We start from the raw sequence: 22172 nt of genomic DNA, 5'->3' as shown, positions 1-22172 counted from the left end.
GCACATGAACCGAATGCTGCGCTGGCTCTTTACCCTTTGCATCGCTTATCCGGTGGTGTGGATCTGGCTGGGTGTCGCCGTTGCCAACCGCAAGAAGCTACCGAAAACAGGCCCTGCGATCATTGTGGCGAACCACAACAGCCATCTGGATGTACTGACGCTGTTCACCTTGTTCCCCCTCTCGACACTGGTGAATGTACAGCCGGTGGCTGCGGCTGATTACTTCCTAAAAAACAAAGTGGTTGGTTGGTTTGCACTCAAGGTGATTGGCATCATTCCGGTATATCGCGGGGCGCATCAGGCTAATCCGTTGCAGGCCTGCGTCGATGCACTGGCGGAAAAGAAAATCGTGATTATTTTCCCGGAAGGCACGCGCGGCGAGCCGGGGAAACTGTCAGAAATTAAATCTGGCCTGTGGCATCTCAGCCAGCAGTGCCCGGATGTGCCCATCATTCCGGTCTATATGCACGGGCTGGATCGCTCAATGGGTAAAGGTCAGAAAATACCGGTGCCGTTCTTTATCGATATTTATATCGATGATCCGCTGCGTTATCAGGACAACAAGGCCGAATTTAAAAGCGCGTTATTAAATCGTTTTGTCGAATTACAACAGCAAGCCATAAGGAAATCATCATGAGCCAGGAAGCACGTTTATTTCAGGAAGGATCATTTTCAACCAGCGACGGTGAATCACTCTATTTTCGCCACTGGCCCGCGCAGGATGCGCAGAGCAAAAAAGTGATTGTGCTATTTCATCGCGGGCATGAGCACTCAGGACGTTTGCAGCATGTTGTCGATGAGTTGCTGATGCCAGATGCCCATTTTTACGCCTGGGATGCGCGTGGACACGGACATTCGCCGGGAGAGCGAGGTTACAGCCCAAGCCTGGCTCGCTCAGTGCAGGACGTCGATGAATTTGTTCGCTTTGTGGCTGAACAAGCCAAGGTGGGCATTGAAGATATTGTTGTGATTGCGCAAAGCGTCGGTGCGGTGCTGGTTGCTACCTGGGTGCATGACTACGCGCCTAAAATTCGCGGTATGGTGCTGGCCTCTCCAGCGTTTAAGGTGAAGCTGTATGTGCCTTTCGCTCGCGCGGGTTTGGGTTTACTGCAACGTATTCGCGGTCTGTTTTATGTGAACTCTTACGTCAAAGGGAAATTTCTCAGCCACGACCCAGAGCGCATTCGCAGCTTTGAGCAGGATAAACTCATCACCCGTCAGATTGCGGTGAATATTCTGCTGGATCTGTATAAAACGGCGGAGCGCATTGTTTCTGACTCTGCCGCCATCACCGTGCCAACACAGCTGCTGATATCCGGCGATGATTTTGTGGTGCACACCAAACCGCAGAAAAAATTCTATCAGGGGCTGCGTAGCGCCATTAAAGAGCAGCATATTCTGCCAGGTTTTTATCACGACACGCTGGGTGAAAAGGATCGCCAGCTTGCTTTCGATAAAATGAAGGCGTTTATCGAACAGCTATACCACGCTGCACCTTACACCTTCGATTACAGCCATGAAGAGCAGTGGAGTCCGGGCGCTGATGCGTACCGTGAATTGCAGGCACCACCTAAGCGCAGCTCACTACAAGGCATGTCTTACGCTTCATTAAGTTTTGGCATGAAAACCATTGGCAGGCTGTCTAAAGGCATGCGCCTGGGATATGAAACCGGTTTTGACTCTGGCAGCACGCTGGATTATGTCTACCGCAACACGCCTGAAGGTACCGGCATTGTTGGCCGTATCATCGACAGGCAGTACCTCAACAGCATTGGCTGGCGCGGCATTCGCCTGCGCAAAGAAAATATCCAGCAGGTGATTGCGCAGGGCGTCGCAAAACTGCAAGAGCACAATTTGCCGGTTCGCGTGGTCGACATAGCCGCCGGACATGGCCGCTACGTTCTTGATGCGCTAGAGAAACAGCCGGGAATTGAGAGCATCTTGCTGCGCGATTACAGCGATCTGAATGTGGAAAAAGGCCAGGCGATGATTGAAGCGCGTCAATTAGGCCACCTCGCGCAGTTTAAAAAAGGCAATGCCTTTGATTATGACTCGCTCGCCACACTCGCGCCTGCGCCGACGCTGGGCATTGTCTCCGGCCTGTATGAACTGTTCCCGAGCAACCAATTAATCAAAACTTCGTTGGCCGGGTTGGCAGCAGCCATTCCATCGGGTGGCGTGCTGGTTTATACCGGGCAACCGTGGCATCCGCAGTTGAAAACCATCGCATGGACCTTAACCAGCCACCAGAACGGTATTCCCTGGTTGATGCGCGTACGCAGCCAGAAAGAGATGGACACGCTGGTCGAAGAAGCTGGATTTGAGAAATGCCATCAGCTGATCGATGAGTTTGGCATCTTTACCGTGTCGCTGGCGGTAAGAAAATAGCATGACTGAATCGTTGCTGACACAACGCCCTTTTCGCCCCTGGAAACAGGGGCTTTGCTGGCTGATGTTGCTGGGACCCCTGTTTTTTCTCAGCTACGGGCAGGTGAATACCTACACCGCGACCCGCGATGATGTGGAAAGCCTGGTATTTGCCTGGGAACGTTCGATTCCGTTTGTTCCCTGGACTATCGTGCCTTACTGGAGCATCGACCTGCTTTACGGTATTTCACTGTTCATCTGCACATCAAGACAAGAGCTGATGCGTCACGGCTATCGCCTGCTTGCGGCATCGCTGGTGGCGTGTGCAGCATTTTTACTTTTCCCGCTGAAGTTTACCTTCACACGTCCGGAAACCCAGGGTGCGTTCGGCTGGTTGTTCCGCCAGCTTGAACAGTTTGATTTGCCCTATAACCAGGCGCCTTCGCTGCACATCATTCTGACCTGGCTGCTCTGGCTGCGCTTTCGCCAGCATCTAAATCGCAATGCGAGAATCGTTGCGGGCGCTTGGTTCCTGCTGATTGCTGTCTCCGTACTGACCACCTGGCAGCACCATTTTATCGATGTCATTAGCGGGATTGTGGTCGCGGTGATCATCAGCTACCTGATTCCGATTAGAGGCGAATGGCGCTGGCAGCGGCCAACTCTGCACGCGCGACGTCTTGCGGGTAAATACTGCCTGGGTGGAATGCTGTTTTTACTGGCTGGCGCAGCGATTCCCTGTGGTTATTTGCTGCTGTGGCCTGCCATGGCGCTGCTGGCAGTGGCTGCGGGCTATGCCGGATTGGGCGTGACGGTATTCCAGAAAAGCCGTTGCGGCAACTTACCACTCTCCGCACGCTTGCTGCTTTTACCCTATCTGACAGGCGTGAGGATATCCCGCTGCTGGTTTTCCCGGCATACCGCGCAAAGTAATGAGATTGCCGCTGGCGTATCGCTGGGCAGGTTTCCGGACAAGGCGCAGCAAGAGTTGGCAGTTTTTGATCTGACCGCAGAATTACATAAAGGCAACCGGAACGCACAGAGATGGCTGGCCTATCCGCTAATGGATCTGTTGGTGCCAGACATTGAGCCTTTGTGCACTGCGGTAAGACAGCTTCAGCAACTGCACCGGGAAAGTGACAAGGTGTTGGTTTGCTGCGCGCTGGGTTTATCGCGCAGTGCCACGGTGGTTGCGGCGTGGCTGCTGGCGGAAGGGCACGCAACGTCTGTCGCTCAGGCCGTTGAATTCATCCATTCCCGACGCCCGCAGATTGTTCTCACCCCTGCACACATTGAAATCCTGGAAGCCTTCAGCAAGGAACAGCTATGTCAGACATCATGATGACCAACCGAATTGTGCAAATTCATCTGGCAAGCTGGCGCTACTTTGCCGCGCTGACACTGCCGCCGTTGGCGCTGATACTCAGCCTTATTTACTCCGCGCTGAGTCTGCCGTTAATGTTGTTGTTCTTCATCACACACTACTACTGCTGGCGTTTATGGCTTGATGAACGGCTCTTCGCATTGCTCAACAACGAAGACGACCTTGCTGAGTTTGACCGGGGCATGGCGCAGCTGTGGCCGAAAAAATTTGCCCGCCCGCGTTCTCTGGCAGATCGCCTGCACGGAACAAGAGTCATGTTTTACCGGGCAATGATCTCACTGCTGTTATTGTGGTTGGTTTCACTCTGCTCAGTGAGTTTTCTGGCACTTACGCTGGTTGAGTAGGTGAACAATGAACGATCATGATTTTCTAAAATATTTCGATAGCGAAATGCGTTATCTGAAAGCCGCTGCGCAGGAGTTTGCTGAGGAATATCCTGAGGCGGGACGGCGACTGGGTGTAGACGGAAAATCTCTGAAGATGGATGACTCGGTCGAGCAACTGTTTCAGGGCTTCTCGCTGATGATGGCGCAGATGCGTCGTAAGATTGATGACGATATTCCGGAGCTAACAGAGCCGCTGCTCGGGCATCTGCTGCCCGTGGTGAACCGCACGCTGCCATCAATGTCAGTGGTGGAACTTACGCCCGATATAGTCGCTCAGGTTCGTGATGCGGTGCTGCCGGCAGGCACAACGCTGCTGACCCGACCGATGGATATCACTGGCCAATGCTGCCCGTATCGCACGACCGATGCGCTGAAATTGCATCCGCTGACGCTGGGCGAGATAACGACGCCCTTCCATCCTGATGGACACCAGATGATCTCCCTGCGGTTTACACTCAGCCCTCAGGCCGATCCGAGCCAAATCGATCTCAGCGATATTCCGCTCTACATCCACGGAGATCGCCCGGTGCAGTCGATGATGTATCAGGCTCTAACCAACCAAATTGAAAGAATTACTGTTCGTCAGCCGCAGAGCGATAATTGGGATCCAAAACCATTTAGTGGCGACATCCGCGCCCGCTGGCAACAGCACTGGCAATCGGTCTGGCCGGAAAGCGATAGCCCAGCCTTGTGCGGTGAAGTGCGCCCGCTGCTGGAATATTTTAGTTTTCCGGCTCGCTACGCCTTCTTTACTCTTTCGGGGCTCAACACACTTCTCTTCAACGAAAGCTGCCGCGAGGTGATTCTCGATATTCACCTTAGTCAGCCACTTCCGCGTGATATTTCCCTACCGGCGGACGCGCTGCGTATTCACTGCGTACCGGTGATTAACCTGTTTACGCTGAACGCCGAGCCGCTAAAGGTGAAGCCTGCGGTGCTCGATTATCGTCTGCGTCCGCACCGCCTGCGCGATCGGCACACTGAGATTTATAGTGTTGATGAAGTCGCCGCCAGCGAAACACTGGATAAGCGGCGTTATGTGCCGTATCGGCATTTCCGGCAAAAAAGTGGCATGTTGCAACGCAAAGAGTCCTGGCCGGCGCGATATTTCCATACGCGCATCTGGCGTGGTGTCAGCGGTCTTTATGAAACCTTGCTGATGCTGGGCGGCGATGAAAGCGAGACCGATCGGGTCGAGGATGATGCCACGCTGTTTATGAACATCACCTGCACCAATGGTAACTATCCGCGTATGGCGCTGGAGAAAGCCGTATTTGATGGAAGCGCGGTCACCGGCAACCTGACGTTGCAGTGCACAACGCGTCATCCCCCTTCTATGCCTTATTACCCGCCAACCACGCAGTTGTATCAGTGGCATGTGATGTCGCTGCTGCATCCGCGCGCCCTGAGCCAGATGATTAACGACGCTGCAAGCCTCCGAGCGGTGCTGACGCTGTTTGACTGGAGTAATGACGATAACAACCGTCGTCGCATCAGCGGTATTCTTCACGTGAGCTGGCGTCAGGACTATAACGCCTCCTATCACTGGCACGGCGTGCGTATTCGCGTGGCGCTCGATGAAACCCAGTTCAGCGGCACTGGCGATGCCCGCCTGTTCTGCGAGCTGCTGGAGCAGTTTCTGACGCAGTACGCCAGCGTTGTGCGCTTTACCCAGCTGACGGTGCTGCTGACCGCTTCGGGCACCGAGTGGGCCTGGCCGGAGCGACGCATTGACAGGGTGCTGATGTGAGCGACGAAAACAACAAACCGTTCTGGCTGGACGATAACGGCAATGACCAGACCGCGCGGTACAACTTTTACCGCTTCTGCCAGCTGCTGGAGCAGACGGCCGGCAGCCGCCTCGGCACAGGCCGCACACCTGAGAGTGATCCGGTGCGATTTCGTCCAAATCCGCATTTGGGCTTTCCCGCCGGGGAGCTAAAACGCACGGAAATTGACGCCGATAATCCGGATGCGCCGCCAACGGTCAGAACCAACTTCTTCGGTTTGTACGGTGTGGATTCGCCGCTGCCCACCAGCATCATTGATGATATCAACCAAGGGCGTGACGGAGCTGATGCGATGGCGGCGTTTCTGGATATCTTCAATCACCGGCTGATGACGCAGTTTTACCGCATTTGGCGCAAATACAGCTATCCGGCTACCTTTGAGCCGGGCGGTACCGATACGGTGTCGCAAAGCCTGATGGCGCTGACCGGCATTACCCACAGCGGCGACCAACCGTCATCACGCCTGCTGGCGATACTTAAACCGCTACTGCATACCACGCACACAGCTGAAGGCATCGCAGCGGTAATCAACAGCCAGGCACCGAATACCAAAGTTGAGGTGTTAGCGCACCATCCGGTGACGATGCCGGTGGCAAAACGCGCCCGGCTTGCAATGCACAGTGGCATGACGCTTGATCAGAATCCGATACTGGGCGATGAAACCCGCGTGGCTGATTACTGCTCACGGGTTGAGCTTTCAACAGACGATCCTGCTTAGGCAAAGGGTTGGATGCCTGACGGACAGCTCAGACAGGATGTAATGGCGCTGCTGCGCACCTATTTGGGCTGTGACTATGATTTGCGGTTTTGGCTGACGATTCCCACTAGATTATTGCCAGTGCCGCGGCTGGGCGATGCCGGGTTGTTCAACGGATACAACATGATGCTGGGGCTGAGGGAGGATAATCTGAGTGCGATGACGGAAACGGTGCGGATTAAAGTCGGAAAACTGCGTAGAAATAATGTTAAATAATATAAACATTGAGAGTGAATAAATGGAAGAAATGAAGTCAACAATTAACCTTTCAACTTTAATAAGCATCGAACCTCTTAAGTTATCTCTAGGCGTACTTATTCTTGGGTTAATAAAATCCGCGTGGCCCATTATAAAAAGATTGGCAGGCATTCATTATGCTGAGAAGGCCACTATCACTGAAAAAAGAGCAAAAGCGCTTAGCTGCATTTCCGATCTTTATGCAAAAAGTATAAACACTGCCACGGATAATGCTGTTAAGGCACTTTATGAGGTAATAGGAATGCAGTATTCGGTAAAAATAAACGAACTACTTTTGACATTCCTCAGAGAGCGAAATATCAGCTATGAAGACCGAGATTTCCAAGGTTTTATTAAAACCCCTTGCATCAAGGACATTCAGAACGACTCGTTTAATAATTACAATAAAAGATATAAGAAGCTAAGGGGTAACCAACTTGCATTCGTCACTTTCATTTCGCTGACTCTTTTCACTGCTCTGTTTATATTTGCAGATATAGCTAAAAGCTCATCTGGGAACGAACAAGTATTTTTCATTGCACTCGCTATGTCCGCCTATTGTTTAAATGTATTTTGGATTCTGTTCATGATGAGCCAGTTTGAAAAATTCAGGAGAGCAAGGATTTTTTACAGAACATTTTCTCCATGGCTGCAACAAAAATTGCGTGAGGAAGCTGTTATTCAGACAGAACAACAGCAGAAGCTAAACTGGCAGAGCCGATACTTGCGCACAGACACGCAAATGCTACATCACTTTTATGATTAATCGTCCAGAGAGTTACAATCTTGGAATGTACCATCCATCACGATAGTAAAATTGCGCCTCGTAGAAGCTCGATGCTGATGAACCTCAAATAATAAGCAGCTTTAAATTTGGCTTAGTTTTGTAAAAAATGTCCAACGCGTATTGTATTAGTGAAAGGCATTAACGAAACGCCTGATTTGTGTAAAAATCATCAAACTTTCATGAACTCAACCTAACCGGAAATGCTATGGCTGGCGTGAACAAAGCTCAACTGACTGAAACCGACATCGTAACGAAATTCATCCTACCAGCAGTCAAAGCGGTTGGTTGGGATGACATGACGCAGATTCGTCAGGAGGTGAAGCTACGAGATGGCAAAGTCGTCGTTCGTGGCAAGTTAGCATCCCGCCAAAAAGTGAAATCTGCCGACATAGTTCTCTATCACAAGCCCGGTATACCGTTGGCAGTCATTGAAGCGAAAGCAAACCAGCATGAAATCGGTAGAGGCATGCAACAAGGATTGGGCTATGCCGCTTTGTTAGAAGTGCCATTCATATTCGCCTCCAACGGCGATGGCTTCATCTTTCACGATAAAACTCACCCTACTCAGCTGGAGCGTGAAATTACACTTGATGATTTTCCCACTCCTGCTGAGTTATGGGAAAAGTTCTGTATCTGGAAAGGTTATACCGCCGAACAGTTGCCTATCATCTCCCAGGATTACCATGATGATGGTTCTGATAAGTCACCACGCTATTATCAGCTTCAGGCAATCAATAAAACCCTTGAGGCTATCTCAGCAGGCCAAAGTCGCATATTGTTGGTAATGGCTACTGGAACCGGAAAAACGTATACAGCGTTCCAAATCATCTGGCGATTGTGGAAAGGCAAACATAAGAAACGCATTCTATTTCTAGCCGATCGTAACATTCTGGTAGATCAAACCCGCATCAACGATTTCCAGCCTTTCGGCCAGGCTATGACAAAAATCATTGGCCGCACGGTTGATCCCGCTTATGAAATTCATCTGGCGCTATATCAGGCATTGACTGGACCTGAAGAGCAAGATAAGGCGTATAAGCAAGTTGCCCGTGACTTTTTCGACCTGATCATAATTGACGAATGCCATCGTGGCAGCGCCGCTGACGACAGTGCCTGGCGCGAAATATTGGAATATTTCAGCAGTGCAACACAAGTTGGCTTAACTGCCACACCGAAGGAAACGCATGAAGTCTCAAACACCGATTACTTCGGTGAGCCGGTTTATACATATTCGCTTAAACAAGGTATTGAAGATGGCTTCCTCGCTCCTTATAAAGTGGTACGCGTCGATATCAATGTAGACTTGCAAGGTTGGCGTCCATCGAAAGGGGAAGTCGATAAAAATGGTGAGTTGATAGAAGACCGCATCTACAACCAAAAAGATTTCGATCGCAACTTAGTCATTGATGAGCGCACCCAACTGGTAGCGGAAACAATCACGGATTACCTCAAGCGCACCAATCCAATGGATAAAACTATCGTCTTTTGTAATGACATTCCCCATGCAGAGCGGATGCGGCGTGCGCTGGTGAATCTCAACGCCGCGCAAATGAAAGAAAACGACAAATACATCATGCGCATCACAGGTGATGAGATTGAGGGCAAAAACCAGCTCGATAATTTTATTAATCCGAAAAAGCCATATCCGGTCATCACCGTAACATCGGAATTGATGACAACTGGGGTAGATGCAAAAACCTGTAAGCTGGTAGTGCTTGAGCAGAATATCCAGTCGATGACCAAGTTCAAGCAGATCATTGGACGCGGTACACGCATCGATGAACGCTACAACAAGCTGTGGTTTACCATACTGGATTTCCGAAAAGCGACTGAGCTATTCGCAGATGAGCGCTTCGATGGCTTGCCAGTGAAAGTCATAACCACTACGCAAGAAGAGGTTGCCGATCCTGATTCCGATTTTGATGAACAACTAGAAGACGAAGCGCTGGATGCCGGTAGTCAAACTGACCACGCAGAAGTTACATCACCGAGTTATCCATCTGGCTTTGCAATGGAAGCGGAACCTGAGGGTGAAGTGCCGGAAACTGACGAAGAACGACGCAAGAAGTTTTACGTAAGAGGTGTGGCTGTTAACGTGATATCTAAGCGTGTTCAGTATTACGACGCTGACGGTAAGCTGGTCACCGAATCTTTCAAGGATTACACCCGCCGCACGCTGATGAAAGAGTGCGCATCATTAGATGACTTTGTTCAGCGTTGGCAAGGTGCTGAGCGTAAGCAGGCCATTATCGAAGAGCTGGAACAGCAAGGCATTATCTGGGATGTACTGACGGAAGAAGTCGGCAAAGATCTGGATCCCTTTGATATGCTTTGCCATGTCGTATACGGACAACCGCCTCTCACTCGCCGTGAACGCGCAGATAACGTACGCAAGCGCAACTACTTCACTAAGTATTCTGAATCTGCGCAAGCGGTGCTGAGTAGCTTGCTCGACAAATATGCCGATGCTGGCGTGAAAGAAATCGAAGATATCCAGGTACTGAAGCTCCGTCCTTTTGATACCATGGGCCGCCCTTTAGAAATCATCAAAAAGAACTTTGGTGACAAGGAAAGCTACATGAGTGCCGTTAGCGATTTGGAAAAAGAAATCTACGATCTGCCCCCTCGCTCGGCCTGATCCTCTTTCAATGTCTGTCATCGTGGCAAATACACGGTGGCAGACTTTTTTTATTACGGAAACCGCAACAAACATGTCTATCAGTTCAGTGATCAAGTCCTTACAGGACACCATGCGTAAAGATGCCGGTGTGGATGGCGATGCGCAGCGCTTGGGTCAGCTTTCATGGCTACTGTTTTTGAAAATTTTCGATACTCAGGAAGAAGAGCTTGAGCTGGAAATGGATGCTGAAGAATATCGTCTGCCTGTTCCTGCAAGATATCTTTGGCGCAACTGGGCAGCTGATGCAGAAGGCATCACGGGCGACGCGCTGCTTGAATTTGTAAATGATGATCTCTTCCCTGCCCTGAAAAACCTGACTGCGCCGCGCGATAAAAATCCACGAGGCTTTGTGGTGCGGGAAGCCTTCAGCGATGCCTATAACTACATGAAAAACGGCACGCTGTTGCGTCAGGTGATCAATAAACTTAACGAGATCAATTTCGGTGACAGTAATGAACGCCATCTGTTTGGCGACATCTACGAACAAATTCTGCGTGATCTGCAGAGCGCAGGTAACGCCGGTGAATTCTATACACCACGTGCAGTTACTCGCTTTATGGTTAATCGCATCGACCCTAAATTGGGCGAGCGTGTTATTGATCCTGCCTGCGGCACCGGCGGATTTCTGGCCTGTACCGTTGATCACATCCGAGATAATTACGTCCACAACACCGAGGATCACCAAATGCTGCAGAAGCAGATTCACGGTGTTGAGAAGAAACAGCTCCCGCACTTGCTTTGTACCACCAATATGCTGCTGCACGGTATTGAAGTCCCGGTGCAGATTCGCCATGACAACACGCTAAGTAAGCCGCTCTCTTCCTGGGACGAGCAATTCGATGTCATCGTTACCAACCCGCCGTTTGGTGGTACAGAAGAAGACGGTATTGAGAAAAACTTCCCTTCTGAAATGCAAACGCGCGAAACCGCTGATCTCTTTCTGCAACTGATTGTGGAAGTACTGGCGGACCAAGGTCGCGCTGCTGTCGTTCTGCCGGATGGCACGCTATTTGGCGAGGGTGTTAAAACCAAGATTAAAAAGCTGCTTACGGAAGATTGTAACCTGCACACCATCGTGCGTTTGCCGAACGGCGTTTTTAACCCGTATACCGGTATTAAAACCAATATTCTGTTTTTCACCAAAGGCCAGCCGACTAAGGATATTTGGTTCTACGAACACCCTTACCCAGAAGGTGTGAAGAATTACAGCAAAACTCGCCCAATGAAGTTTGAAGAGTTCCAGACGGAAATCGATTGGTGGGGCAATGAAGCCGACGGTTTTGCCAGCCGTGAAGAGAGCAACCAGGCATGGAAAGTCAGTATCGACGACATCATCGCGCGCAATTTCAACCTGGATATCAAGAACCCGTATCAAGGCGAAATTATCAGCCATGACCCGGATGAATTGCTGGCGCAGTATCAGACACAACAGGCAGAAATCAGCGGGCTACGTAATCAGTTACGCGACATCCTTGGCGCTGCGCTGGCAGGCAACAAGGGGGCGAACTGATGAATGTTGAGAAGCTGATCACCGACCATATCGATATCTGGTCCTCTGCGCTGCAAACCCGCTCCACGGCAGGGCGTGGCAGTAACGGCAAAATAGACCTCTATGGCATTAAGAAACTGCGCGAGCTGATTCTGGAACTGGCGGTAAGAGGAAAACTGGTGCCGCAGGACCCGAGCGATGAACCGGCTGCTGAATTGTTAAAGCGCATTTCTGCCAAGAAAGCCGAGCTGGTAAAGCAAGGGAAGATTAAAAAGCAGAAGCTGCTGCCGGATATTCGTGAAGATGAGAAGTCATTTGAGTTGCCGGAGGGGTGGGAATGGGTGAGGTTAGGAGACATCGCTCATATTTTTAATGGTAATAGCATCAGCTCTTCTGAAAAAGAGAATAAATACTCTAATGCTGAAGGAATACCTTTCATAGCAACCAAAGATGTTGGTTATGGATTCGAGGATTTAGATTATAAAAATGGGATTGCAATTCCACATGGCACTGGTAATTTTAAAGTGGCAACTAAAGGGGCGGTTTTAATTTGTGCCGAGGGAGGTAGCGCAGGAAAAAAATGTGGAATTACAACGCAAGACATTTGCTTTGGAAATAAGCTCTTTGCAAATGAATGTTATCCTGGAGTTGAGCCCATTTATATTCTTTCGAATTTTCTTTCACCGTCATTCTTCTTAAAATTTGAATCCTTTATGACGGGTATAATTGGTGGGATATCTACTTCAAAATTTAATGAGTTGCTCATCCCTTTAGCCTCAAGTTCAGAACAAGAAAGAATAAATTATAGAGTTACAGAACTCATGTCCTTCTGCGACCAACTGGAACAGCAGTCGCTCACCAACTTGGATGCCCATCAGCAATTGGTGGAAACCATTCTGGCAACGCTGAGCGATAGCCAGAATGCTGAAGAACTCGCCGACAACTGGGCGCGAATTAGCCAGCATTTCGACACGCTATTTACTACCGAAGCGAGTATCGATGCGCTTAAGCAAACCATTCTACAACTAGCGGTAATGGGTAAACTGGTGCCGCAAGATCCTAACGATGAACCGGCTTCTGAACTGCTTAAACGGATTGAGCAGGAAAAAACGCAACTGGTAAAAAAAGGTGAATTTAAAAAGCATCCTCCAGTTGAACCATTGGGCGAACCCACCACATTACCCCATTCTTGGTTAAATATTGTTGTTCAGGATTTTGCTGATATAAGGTTGGGAAGTACTCCGGATAGATCTGAAAAAAAATATTGGAATGGAGATATCCCTTGGGTTAGCTCTGGGGAAGTTGCCAATGAAGTTATTTTAGATACAAAAGAAAAAATAACATCTGAGGGTTTTAAAAATTCGAGCACAAGTATGATTCCAGCTGGAAGCTTACTAATGGCAATTATAGGGCAAGGAAAAACGCGAGGCCAGACAGCAATTTTAGGCATTGACGCATGTACTAACCAAAATGTTGCTGCTTTTGTTTTCAATCAAGCGTTTGTCGAGCCAGAATATGTTTGGATCTGGGCGAAAAGTAAGTATTTGTCTCATAGGGGAGATGGACACGGTGGGGCGCAGCCAGCGCTAAATGGGAAAAAAGTTAGAAGCTTTATATTTCCTCTGGCTCCAATAAAAGAGCAACAGCGGGTTATTAACAAAGTGAAGCAACTTAATGATATTTGTGACATTTTACAATCCCGCCTGAAATCAGCTCAACATACCCGTCTCTATCTAGCGGATGCGCTCACCGACGCAGCATTAAACTAAGGGTAAGACGATGCCGGTGCTCGCGACAGAACATTATTTCAGTGAGCGCCACACTTTCAGCAGGAAATATAATAGATGAAACTCAAATTAATAATAGCTTACGTATTTTCTTTTTCAGTATTTAATTCATATGCGGACTGTTGGATTGTCGGCAATCTTCATGGCATGAGCGCCATAAAATCACAATCATATAGATACTCTGAAGATGCCTTCTCAGGAAAAATATTTCATGTAATTGCTGATAAAGAACACTCGTCCGTAACAAACAGCGACCTTAACTACGTTGGACTCAATCGCAAGTCAGTTTTAGGTACCTTCCTTAATGGGCAGAGCCGCACCGTTGAAACATGGAATATTTCTGATGATGATAAAAAGGTATTTTACACATTGACAAGAACTGGTTTCATCGATGATTTAGATGGTACAAAGTCTTTTGTCGGCGATGTTATAGGGAAATGCTAATAAAGAAACCGCCTGCGGGCGATTTATAGAATTAATTCAATTAGCGGTTGACAGCTCAATTACTGCCATGCCCCATCAGCCCAACTTGTTTGTAAATTATTTCGATAGCATATTTTATGACTTCGTTTTCATGATTTTTTTAGTGGTGAATCGCCATAACTGCCAAATAATATCCTCAGCACTCTTTATCGATTTCAATTAACAACTTCACTATCGAGCACATCCTTGATGATTTAATAACCTTCGTCATCAACATAATGGGGGGATGCGAAAATATTGAGATGGTTCGTCGTTACGCGCGTAGCCACTGAATCATTTAGCGGAGAACGCGCAAAATTGACTCACTTTTGGGAGGTTACGACACAAATACGACACAAGGGGAAAATCAGGCAGGATTGAAGCTGGAGTAAGTCATTGAAAGTAATTGGTACGCCCTACAGGATTCGAACCTGTGACCTACGGCTTAGAAGGCCGGTGCTCTATCCAGCTGAGCTAAGGGCGCATAGTGATTGGGTCGGATTATACGTCCAGCGGCTCGCGCGTCAACGTTTTTGCCCTTGAACTTAAGCGGAGTGCTGCCAGATTAACCAAAACCCCTTAATGCCGCTTGCGCCACTCGCTCATCGACACCAGATTCCCGCCCTGCTCGGTTTCGCCTTCCAGCTCAATCCCTTGCTGCGTGAAGTGCGCATTGTACTGGTCGCGCAGCGCATGCAGTTCCTGGCTGTCTGGCTCCAGCAGGCGCAAGAACCCCAACGCCAGCAACAGCTGCTGCCTCGAAATCAACGCTGAAAACCCAGCCCGGCTCAAAATGCCATGCCAGCGCTGCCTATTTTCGTCGCTGCCATCGACAATCAGCACCTGCCAAATCAGCAGCACCGCCGCGCCATTGTGCAGATGCGTGTCGTTATCGCCCGCGATGTAATCGGTAAACTCTTTTGCCGCCTCTTTGCCCATCAGCGACAGCATCGATTCGATATGCACCGGCGGCAGTTGCAACCGTTTATTGAGCGCCTGCACCGCATGGCGCGAGCTGGCCGTCAGCAGCTGAAAACCTACCACGAACACCACCGCCAGCGTGGCGAGAATTAACCAAATCATCACGTCATCCATCTCATTCACTGCCGGGCATCATAAGCGCTAACGCGGGCGGGCGCCACGGCGAAAAATCGGGAAAGCGGGGTTGATGGCGAATCTCCACCTGACAGCCGCACGCGCTTCTGACAGAATAGGCGCCATCCCCGATCTAACCCTCTACAGATGGATTTCCTCTCTGATGGCAGCAAAAATTATTGACGGTAAAACGATTGCGCAGCAGGTGCGCCTTGAGGTTGCCGAAAAAGTACAGCAGCGTCTGGCGGCCGGTAAACGTGCGCCCGGTTTGGCAGTTGTGCTGGTGGGTGAAAACCCGGCTTCACAGATCTATGTCGCCAGCAAACGTCGTGCTTGTGATGAAGTGGGCTTCATCTCCCGCTCATACGATCTGCCGGCCACCACCAGCGAAGCCGAGCTGCTGGAGCTGATTGATACGCTCAACAACGACAACGACATCGACGGCATTCTGGTGCAGCTGCCGCTGCCAGCCGGCATTGATAACGTCAAAGTGCTGGAGCGCATCGTGCCGGACAAAGACGTGGATGGCTTCCATCCGTACAACGTCGGTCGTCTGTGCCAGCGCGCGCCGAAGCTGCGTCCTTGTACGCCGCGCGGCATCGTCACCTTGCTGGAGCGCTACAATATCGATACTTACGGCCTGAACGCCGTGGTGGTTGGCGCATCGAATATCGTTGGCCGTCCGATGAGCATGGAGCTGCTGCTGGCCGGTTGCACCACCACCGTGACGCACCGTTTCACCAAAGATCTGCGTCATCACGTTGAGCACGCCGATCTGCTGGTGGTGGCGGTCGGCAAGCCGGGCTTTATTCCAGGCGACTGGATCAAGCCGGGCGCGGTAGTGATTGATGTGGGTATCAACCGTCTCGACAGCGGCAAAGTGGTCGGCGATGTGGAGTTCGAAGCGGCTTCTGAGCGCGCCTCGTATATCACGCCGGTTCCAGGCGGCGTCGGTCCAATGACGGTCGCTACATTGATCCAAAACACGCTGACGGCGTGTGAAGAATTTCACGACATTGAGGAGGCATAATGGCCAGTTTTTCTCTCGGTAAACATGCCCACGTTGATTTGTGCGACCTGCTGAAACTCGAAGGTTGGGTGCAAAGCGGTGCGCAGGCGAAAGCCGTGATCGCGGAAGGCGAAGTGCGCGTCGATGGCGCGGTTGAAACGCGTAAGCGCTGCAAGATTGTTGAAGGCCAGAAGGTTGAGTTTGCTGGTTTCAAGATTACGGTTGTTGCGTAATTAGGTGGCGGTCGCCATGAATGGCGACCCTACAAGACGCGGGTTTCCCCTTCTATTTGCTCCAGCTCGATATGATTCACCGCCGTATGTTGCGCAATCAGTTTGGCCAGTTTCGGTGAATGGCTGGTGATCCACAGTTGGCTGAACTGGCTGGCTTCGGCAATCAGTCGCGCCAGCGCGGGCAACAAATCTTCATGTAAACTGTTCTCCGGTTCATTCAGCGCCATAAACGCTGGCGGACGCGGGCTGAGCAGCGCCACCACCAAACACAAAAAGCGCAGCGTGCCATCCGAGAACTCAGCGCTCTCCAGCGGACGCAAAATCCCACGCCGAGACATCAGCATCTGAAAACGTCCATTCTGCACATCAACGTGAAATTCGGTGTCAGGGAACGCTTCGGCCATCACTTGATGCAGCAATTCGCGATGCCCGACTTCATTAATAGTCGCCCATGCGGCAGCTAAATTACTGCCATCATGCGCCAGAATCGGCGCACGCACGCCTATCTGCGGCGCACGAATTGGCGAACCTGGCCACACGGCAAACTCGTGGTAGAAGCGCCATTTCTGCAACCTTTCGCGCACCTGAGAAAGCTCGGGATAAAGATGCGGTTCGCCCAGTTGCCCAAACAGCGACTCTTCCGGGTGCAAAACCGCCGGGTAGGTCACGCGTTCACCCTCGACGTTATGCAGAAACGCGGTTTGATTTTGCCGCTGCAAAATGCACGAGGAAGGGCGACGTCGCTGACCACTCATCCAGATGCGCTCCTCTTTCACCAGCGGATCAAGGCTGAAGAGAGTCGGAGACGGCTCAGGAAAACCGATATCGAGCTGATAATCCATATCGTCCATCACCACCGCCATGATCAAACGCTTGGGATCGTGGCGACGATCGCCGCGCCGCAATCCGCCCGCCCACATCGCTTTCTGAATGCCGCCCTCTTCCGCCAGCGCCAGCGCTAAGCGTCCGCTCGCCGCTTCGTGCAGCAGTCGCACCGCTTTATACAGGTTGGATTTGCCGCAGCCGTTGGGGCCGCTGACCACGTTGAGCTGCTGCAGCGGCAGCGTAAGATCGCGCACCGAGCGGAAGCCGTGAATATGAATCTGTTCAATCACCATAATAAAAAAGGGCGATTTCTCGCCCTCTCCGGTTATTTGCGTCGCCAGCTGGAACCTTGCGGCCCATCTTCAACGATCACGCCCAACTCATTGAGCTTATCGCGCGCCACATCCGCCTGCGCCCAATCTTTGGCTGCACGCGCGTCGGAACGGGCTTTCACCCAATGCTCAATTTCCGCCACTTCATCGTCATTCACCTGCGCACCGCTTTGCAGGAACTGCTCGGGATCCTGCTGCAGAATGCCGAGCACGTTAGCGATCTGGCGCAGTTTCGCCGCCAGCGCATCAGCGGAGGCTTTGTCTTCGGTTTTCAAACGATTCACTTCACGCGCCATATCGAACAACACCGAATAGGCTTCCGGCGTGTTGAAGTCGTCATCCATCGCGGTGCGGAAACGCGCCTCAAACGCTTCGCCACCCGCCGCCGTGGCGTTGGCATCGGTATGACGCAGCGCGGTGTACAAGCGCTCGAGCGCGGCACGCGCCTGATTGAGGTTATCTTCGCCGTAGTTGAGCTGGCTGCGATAGTGACCCGACATCAGGAAGTAACGCACGGTTTCGGCATCGTAGTGCTGCAACACATCGCGCACGGTGAAGAAGTTATCCAGCGATTTCGACATCTTCTCGCGATCAACCATCACCATGCCGGAGTGCATCCAGTAATTTACATACGGGCCATCGTGCGCACAGGTGGATTGCGCCACTTCGTTTTCATGGTGCGGGAACATCAGGTCCGAACCGCCGCCGTGAATGTCGAAATGGGTGCCGAGCTGTTTGCAGTTCATCGCCGAACACTCGATGTGCCAGCCTGGACGGCCGTTGCCCCACGGCGAATTCCACGCCGGTTCGTCGGCTTTAGACATCTTCCACAGCACGAAGTCCATCGGATTGCGCTTCACATCCGCCACTTCGACGCGCGCACCGGCCTGCAGCTGCTCCAGATCCTGACGCGACAGCGCGCCATAATCTTTGTCGCTCAACACGTCGAACATCACGTCGCCGTTGTCCGCCACGTAGGCGTGCTTACGTTCAATCAGCGTGCCGACCAGCTCGATGATCTCATCGATATGACGGGTGGCGCGCGGCTCCAGATCCGGCGGCAGAATGCCGAGTGCGGCGAAATCGTTGTGCATTTCGGCGATCATGCGGTTGGTCAGCGTTTCAATGCTTTCACCGTTTTGATTGGCACGTTTGATGATTTTGTCATCGATATCGGTGATGTTACGCACATACTTCAGCTGATAGCCCACGTAACGCAGATAACGCGCCACCACGTCGAATGCCACAAACGTACGCCCATGGCCGATATGACAGAGGTCGTAAACCGTGATACCACACACGTACATACCGATTTGACCGGCATGAATGGGTTTGAATTCCTCTTTCTGTCGACTCAGGGTGTTATAAATCTTTAGCATTGAACGGTTCCGTTTATTTACGTGTGCGGGATTCGAACGTGATAAATGTGCATTTGGTTTAATACGGTCACCATAAATGGCGACCCTACGTAACCTAACCAGCCGGTTATTGTGCCGTATTTTTCTGACTTGTGCATCGCTCGGTTGCCAACTGCCGTCCGGTTACTGACGCGTTATTGGAAATTGTGATATAAGAAGCGTCTACAAAAATGCCTCGCCGCCTTGCTGGCGTGGCAGTTGATACTGACGACAACCTTGACAGGAAGAAAATAATGGTCACTTTCCAGACGAACCATGGCGATATCGTAATTAAAACTTTCGATGACAAAGCGCCGGCTACCGTGAAGAACTTCCTGGAATACTGCGCGGAAGGTTTTTACGATAACACTATCTTCCATCGCGTAATCAACGGTTTCATGATTCAGGGCGGCGGTTTTGAGCCTGGCATGAAGCAGAAAGATACCAAAGCAGACATCCGCAACGAAGCGAACAACGGCCTGAAAAACACCAAAGGCACGCTGGCGATGGCGCGTACTCAGGCGCCACACTCTGCCACTGCCCAGTTCTTCATCAACGTGGCAGACAACGACTTCCTGAACTTCCGTGACGAAAGCCTGCAAGGCTGGGGTTACTGCGTGTTCGCTGAAGTGGTTGAAGGCATGGACGTGGTTGAGAAAATCAAAGCGGTGAAAACCGGCCGCAGCGGCATGCATCAGGACGTTCCGGTTGAAGACGTTGTCATCCAGAAAGTGACTGTTAGCGAGTAATGTCGCGCACGCTGTTTATCGCAGATCTGCATCTGTGTCATGAAGAACCGGCAATTACTGCCGGTTTTCTGCATTTTTTGCAGGGAGAAGCGCGCGCGTGCGATGCGCTTTACATCCTCGGCGATCTGTTTGAAGCCTGGATCGGCGACGACGATCCCAATCCGCTGCATCAGCACATCGCTGCGGCGCTCAAGGCGCTGCCGGTGCCTAAATTCTTTATCCACGGCAATCGCGATTTCCTGCTCGGCCAGCGTTTTGCGCGCGCCTCTGGAATGACGCTGCTGCCGGAAGAAAAGGTGCTCGATCTTTACGGACATCGTGTGTTGATCATGCATGGCGATACCTTGTGCACCGATGATGAAGGTTATCAGCGTTTTCGCGCCAAAGTGCATCAGCGCTGGTTGCAGGGTCTGTTCCTCGCGTTGCCGCTGCGTCTGCGCGTGCGCATTGCCGCGCGTATGCGAAATGGCAGCAAGCAGGCGAATCAGCACAAGTCGGTCAGCATCATGGACGTTAATCAGTCCGCAGTGGAAGCCACGATGACGCGCCAGCAGGTGCCGATTTTGATTCACGGCCACACGCATCGTCCCGCCATTCATCCCTTCACGCTGCACGGCGAAAACGCCCAGCGCGCGGTGCTCGGTGCCTGGCATGAGAACGGATCGATGATTCAGCTTGATGCCAGCGGCGTCAGCCTGATCGAATTCCCCTTCTGAAATCCGGGCATCAATGCCCGTTTTCCGCCTACGCAACCGTTTTCCTTGCTGCCATCTCATGCTATTCTCTGTGCCCTTCTTCGCCTGCCCGCCCGGCCAGGTTCGTTTGCATATTCACAGGAGTTGACCGCATGTCATCCAACGCCACCCCGGCCCGTATCGCCATTGTCATGGGTTCCAAAAGTGACTGGGCTACCATGCAGTTCGCCGAGGAAATTCTTAACAGCCTGGATGTTCCCTTCCACGTTGAAGTGGTCTCAGCTCACCGTACGCCCGACAAACTGTTCAGCTTCGCGGAAACCGCAGCCGACAACGGTTTTCAGGTGATCATCGCCGGTGCCGGCGGTGCTGCCCATTTGCCGGGCATGCTGGCCGCGAAAACGCTGGTGCCGGTGCTGGGCGTGCCAGTGCAAAGCGCGGCGCTGAGCGGCGTCGATAGCCTCTACTCCATCGTGCAGATGCCGCGCGGTATTCCGGTCGGTACGCTGGCGATTGGTAAAGCCGGTGCCGCCAACGCTGCCCTGCTGGCCGCGCAGATTCTGGCGATCCACGACAGCGCGCTGTCAACGCGCATCGCCAACTGGCGTCAAACGCAGACTGATGAAGTGCTGAACAATCCGGATCCGCGGGAGGACGCATGAAACCGGTTTGCGTATTAGGAAATGGTCAGTTAGGCCGCATGCTGCGCCAGGCAGGTGAACCGCTGGGCATCGCGGTGTATCCGGTGGGTCTGGATGCGGAACCTTCTGCGCTGCCGATCGCCGAAAGCGTGATCACCGCTGAGATTGAGCGCTGGCCGGAAACCGCGTTAACCCGCGAACTGGCGAGCCATCCGGCCTTTGTGAATCGCGATATTTTCCCGCGTCTGGCCGATCGCCTGACGCAAAAACAGCTGCTGGATCAGCTAAACCTCGCCACCGCGCCGTGGCAGCTGCTGGCCGATAAAGCCGAGTGGCCAAACGTTTTCAGCACCTTGGGCGAACTGGCGATTGTGAAGCGTCGTACTGGCGGCTATGACGGCCGTGGTCAGTGGCGTTTGCGAGCCAATGAAACCGACACGCTGCCGGATGAGTGCTACGGTGAATGTATCGTTGAGCAGGGCATTAATTTCAGCGGCGAAGTGTCGCTGGTCGGCGCGCGCGGACACGATGGCAGCACGGTATTCTATCCGCTGACGCATAACCTGCATCAGGACGGCATTCTGCGCACCAGCGTGGCCTTCCCGCAGGCCGATGCCGCACAGCAACAGCAGGCAGAAGCGATGCTCAGCGCCATCATGCATGAGCTGAAGTATGTTGGCGTGATGGCGATGGAGTGTTTCATTACGCCTGAAGGTTTGCTGATCAACGAACTAGCTCCACGCGTACACAACAGCGGTCACTGGACGCAGAATGGCGCGTCCATCAGCCAGTTCGAGCTGCATCTGCGTGCGGTGTTAGGTTTGGCGCTGCCAAAACCGGTGGTGTTTGCGCCGTCGGTGATGGTGAATCTGATTGGTACCGATGTGAATCTGGCGTGGCTGCAACAGCCGCTGGTGCATCTGCATTGGTACGACAAAGAGGTGCGTGAAGGCCGCAAGGTTGGGCATCTTAATCTGACCGATAGCGATCGTGGGCGCCTTGCGTCAGCCTTGAATGCGCTGGTGCCGTTGTTGCCGGAAGCGTATGCGAGCGGGATTGCGTGGGCGGTT

General features: G+C 51.8%; 21 protein-coding genes, 1 tRNA gene and 1 pseudogene. 19 read left to right on the top strand and 4 right to left on the bottom strand.

The window, feature by feature from the left end; translation table 11 throughout:
- Positions 1–4: 4 nt before the first annotated feature.
- From RTM06_RS02155 to RTM06_RS02095, 13 genes and pseudogenes are all read left to right on the top strand, one after another.
- Positions 5–637 carry a lysophospholipid acyltransferase family protein gene (locus RTM06_RS02155; protein ID WP_137385334.1) on the top strand — a complete coding sequence of 211 codons (633 nt, stop codon included), beginning with the start codon at positions 5–7 and terminating at the stop codon, positions 635–637.
- A complete protein-coding gene (locus RTM06_RS02150) occupies positions 634–2388 on the top strand; it encodes a bifunctional alpha/beta hydrolase/class I SAM-dependent methyltransferase (protein WP_312179632.1) in 1755 nt (584 codons plus the stop codon). The genes RTM06_RS02155 and RTM06_RS02150 overlap by 4 nt, the downstream gene beginning before the upstream one ends.
- A 1-nt stretch (position 2389) precedes the next feature.
- Positions 2390–3709: a phosphatase PAP2/dual specificity phosphatase family protein gene (locus RTM06_RS02145; RefSeq protein ID WP_312179630.1), complete on the top strand. Its 1320-nt coding sequence runs from the start codon at positions 2390–2392 to the stop codon at positions 3707–3709.
- Complete coding sequence (locus RTM06_RS02140; protein ID WP_312179628.1) at positions 3694–4095, top strand: hypothetical protein; 402 nt, start codon at positions 3694–3696, stop codon at positions 4093–4095. The genes RTM06_RS02145 and RTM06_RS02140 overlap by 16 nt, the downstream gene beginning before the upstream one ends.
- A gap of 7 nt (positions 4096–4102) precedes the next feature.
- The gene (gene tssF / locus RTM06_RS02135) at positions 4103–5887 is read left to right on the top strand and encodes a type VI secretion system baseplate subunit TssF (protein WP_312179626.1); all 1785 of its coding nucleotides are present in this window, start codon (positions 4103–4105) and stop codon (positions 5885–5887) included.
- The gene (gene tssG / locus RTM06_RS02130) at positions 5884–6645 is read left to right on the top strand and encodes a type VI secretion system baseplate subunit TssG (protein WP_312179624.1); all 762 of its coding nucleotides are present in this window, start codon (positions 5884–5886) and stop codon (positions 6643–6645) included. Before tssF ends, tssG begins: the two co-directional genes overlap by 4 nt.
- 42 nt (positions 6646–6687) lie before the next feature.
- Complete coding sequence (locus RTM06_RS02125) at positions 6688–6900, top strand: hypothetical protein (RefSeq protein WP_312179622.1); 213 nt, start codon at positions 6688–6690, stop codon at positions 6898–6900.
- 22 nt (positions 6901–6922) lie between these two features.
- The gene (locus RTM06_RS02120; RefSeq protein ID WP_312179620.1) at positions 6923–7687 is read left to right on the top strand and encodes a hypothetical protein; all 765 of its coding nucleotides are present in this window, start codon (positions 6923–6925) and stop codon (positions 7685–7687) included.
- 226 nt (positions 7688–7913) lie between these two features.
- Positions 7914–10346, top strand: coding sequence for an EcoAI/FtnUII family type I restriction enzme subunit R (gene hsdR, locus RTM06_RS02115; RefSeq protein WP_312179618.1), 2433 nt, complete (start codon positions 7914–7916; stop codon positions 10344–10346).
- A 73-nt stretch (positions 10347–10419) separates the two neighbouring features.
- Positions 10420–11898 (top strand): N-6 DNA methylase, encoded by a 1479-nt coding sequence (locus RTM06_RS02110; protein ID WP_312179724.1) that lies wholly within the window; start codon positions 10420–10422, stop codon positions 11896–11898.
- Entirely contained in the window at positions 11898–13646 is a 1749-nt protein-coding gene (locus tag RTM06_RS02105; RefSeq protein WP_312179616.1) for a restriction endonuclease subunit S, read from the top strand. Before RTM06_RS02110 ends, RTM06_RS02105 begins: the two co-directional genes overlap by 1 nt.
- Positions 13647–13721: 75 nt before the next feature.
- Complete coding sequence (locus tag RTM06_RS02100) at positions 13722–14108, top strand: hypothetical protein (protein ID WP_312179614.1); 387 nt, start codon at positions 13722–13724, stop codon at positions 14106–14108.
- Between the two features lie 245 nt (positions 14109–14353).
- Positions 14354–14518: pseudogene (locus RTM06_RS02095) on the top strand (integrase); the annotation flags it as partial.
- A 15-nt stretch (positions 14519–14533) separates the two neighbouring features.
- Here the strand turns inward: RTM06_RS02095 and RTM06_RS02090 are convergent.
- A tRNA-Arg gene (locus RTM06_RS02090) sits at positions 14534–14610 on the bottom strand.
- Between the two features lie 95 nt (positions 14611–14705).
- Positions 14706–15209, bottom strand: a complete 504-nt coding sequence (locus tag RTM06_RS02085) for a DUF1198 family protein (RefSeq protein ID WP_312179612.1) — start codon at positions 15207–15209, stop codon at positions 14706–14708.
- A 175-nt stretch (positions 15210–15384) separates the two neighbouring features.
- On the opposite strand from RTM06_RS02085, the gene folD reads away from it, so the two are divergent.
- Positions 15385–16251, top strand: coding sequence for a bifunctional methylenetetrahydrofolate dehydrogenase/methenyltetrahydrofolate cyclohydrolase FolD (folD, locus tag RTM06_RS02080; protein WP_061717422.1), 867 nt, complete (start codon positions 15385–15387; stop codon positions 16249–16251).
- Positions 16251–16463 carry a ribosome-associated protein YbcJ gene (gene ybcJ, locus RTM06_RS02075; RefSeq protein ID WP_007890771.1) on the top strand — a complete coding sequence of 71 codons (213 nt, stop codon included), beginning with the start codon at positions 16251–16253 and terminating at the stop codon, positions 16461–16463. Before folD ends, ybcJ begins: the two co-directional genes overlap by 1 nt.
- Positions 16464–16492: 29 nt before the next feature.
- On the opposite strand, the gene RTM06_RS02070 is transcribed toward ybcJ, so the two are convergent.
- Together RTM06_RS02070 and cysS are read right to left on the bottom strand one after the other, a co-directional pair.
- On the bottom strand, positions 16493–17581 hold the full coding sequence (locus RTM06_RS02070; RefSeq protein WP_312179608.1) for an AAA family ATPase: 1089 nt from the start codon (positions 17579–17581) through the stop codon (positions 16493–16495).
- Between the two features lie 32 nt (positions 17582–17613).
- Positions 17614–18999, bottom strand: coding sequence for a cysteine--tRNA ligase (gene cysS, locus RTM06_RS02065; protein ID WP_265299660.1), 1386 nt, complete (start codon positions 18997–18999; stop codon positions 17614–17616).
- A 272-nt stretch (positions 19000–19271) separates the two neighbouring features.
- Between cysS and ppiB the strand changes: the two genes are divergently transcribed.
- The 4 genes from ppiB to purK form a co-directional block, all read left to right on the top strand.
- The gene (gene ppiB, locus RTM06_RS02060; RefSeq protein WP_008103818.1) at positions 19272–19766 is read left to right on the top strand and encodes a peptidylprolyl isomerase B; all 495 of its coding nucleotides are present in this window, start codon (positions 19272–19274) and stop codon (positions 19764–19766) included.
- Positions 19766–20482 carry a UDP-2,3-diacylglucosamine diphosphatase gene (locus RTM06_RS02055; protein WP_312179605.1) on the top strand — a complete coding sequence of 239 codons (717 nt, stop codon included), beginning with the start codon at positions 19766–19768 and terminating at the stop codon, positions 20480–20482. Before ppiB ends, RTM06_RS02055 begins: the two co-directional genes overlap by 1 nt.
- Before the next feature lie 131 nt (positions 20483–20613).
- The gene (purE, locus tag RTM06_RS02050; protein ID WP_312179603.1) at positions 20614–21123 is read left to right on the top strand and encodes a 5-(carboxyamino)imidazole ribonucleotide mutase; all 510 of its coding nucleotides are present in this window, start codon (positions 20614–20616) and stop codon (positions 21121–21123) included.
- On the top strand, positions 21120–22172 hold a 1053-nt coding region (gene purK, locus RTM06_RS02045; RefSeq protein WP_312179601.1), incomplete at its 3' end, for a 5-(carboxyamino)imidazole ribonucleotide synthase. The genes purE and purK, both read left to right, overlap by 4 nt.

The sequence above is a fragment of the Pantoea sp. CTOTU46764 genome (assembly GCF_031974595.1).
Taxonomy (GTDB): domain Bacteria; phylum Pseudomonadota; class Gammaproteobacteria; order Enterobacterales; family Enterobacteriaceae; genus Pantoea; species Pantoea trifolii.
The sequence above is the reverse complement of the archived record's forward strand: the minus strand, read 5'-3'. Positions and strand labels throughout refer to the sequence as shown.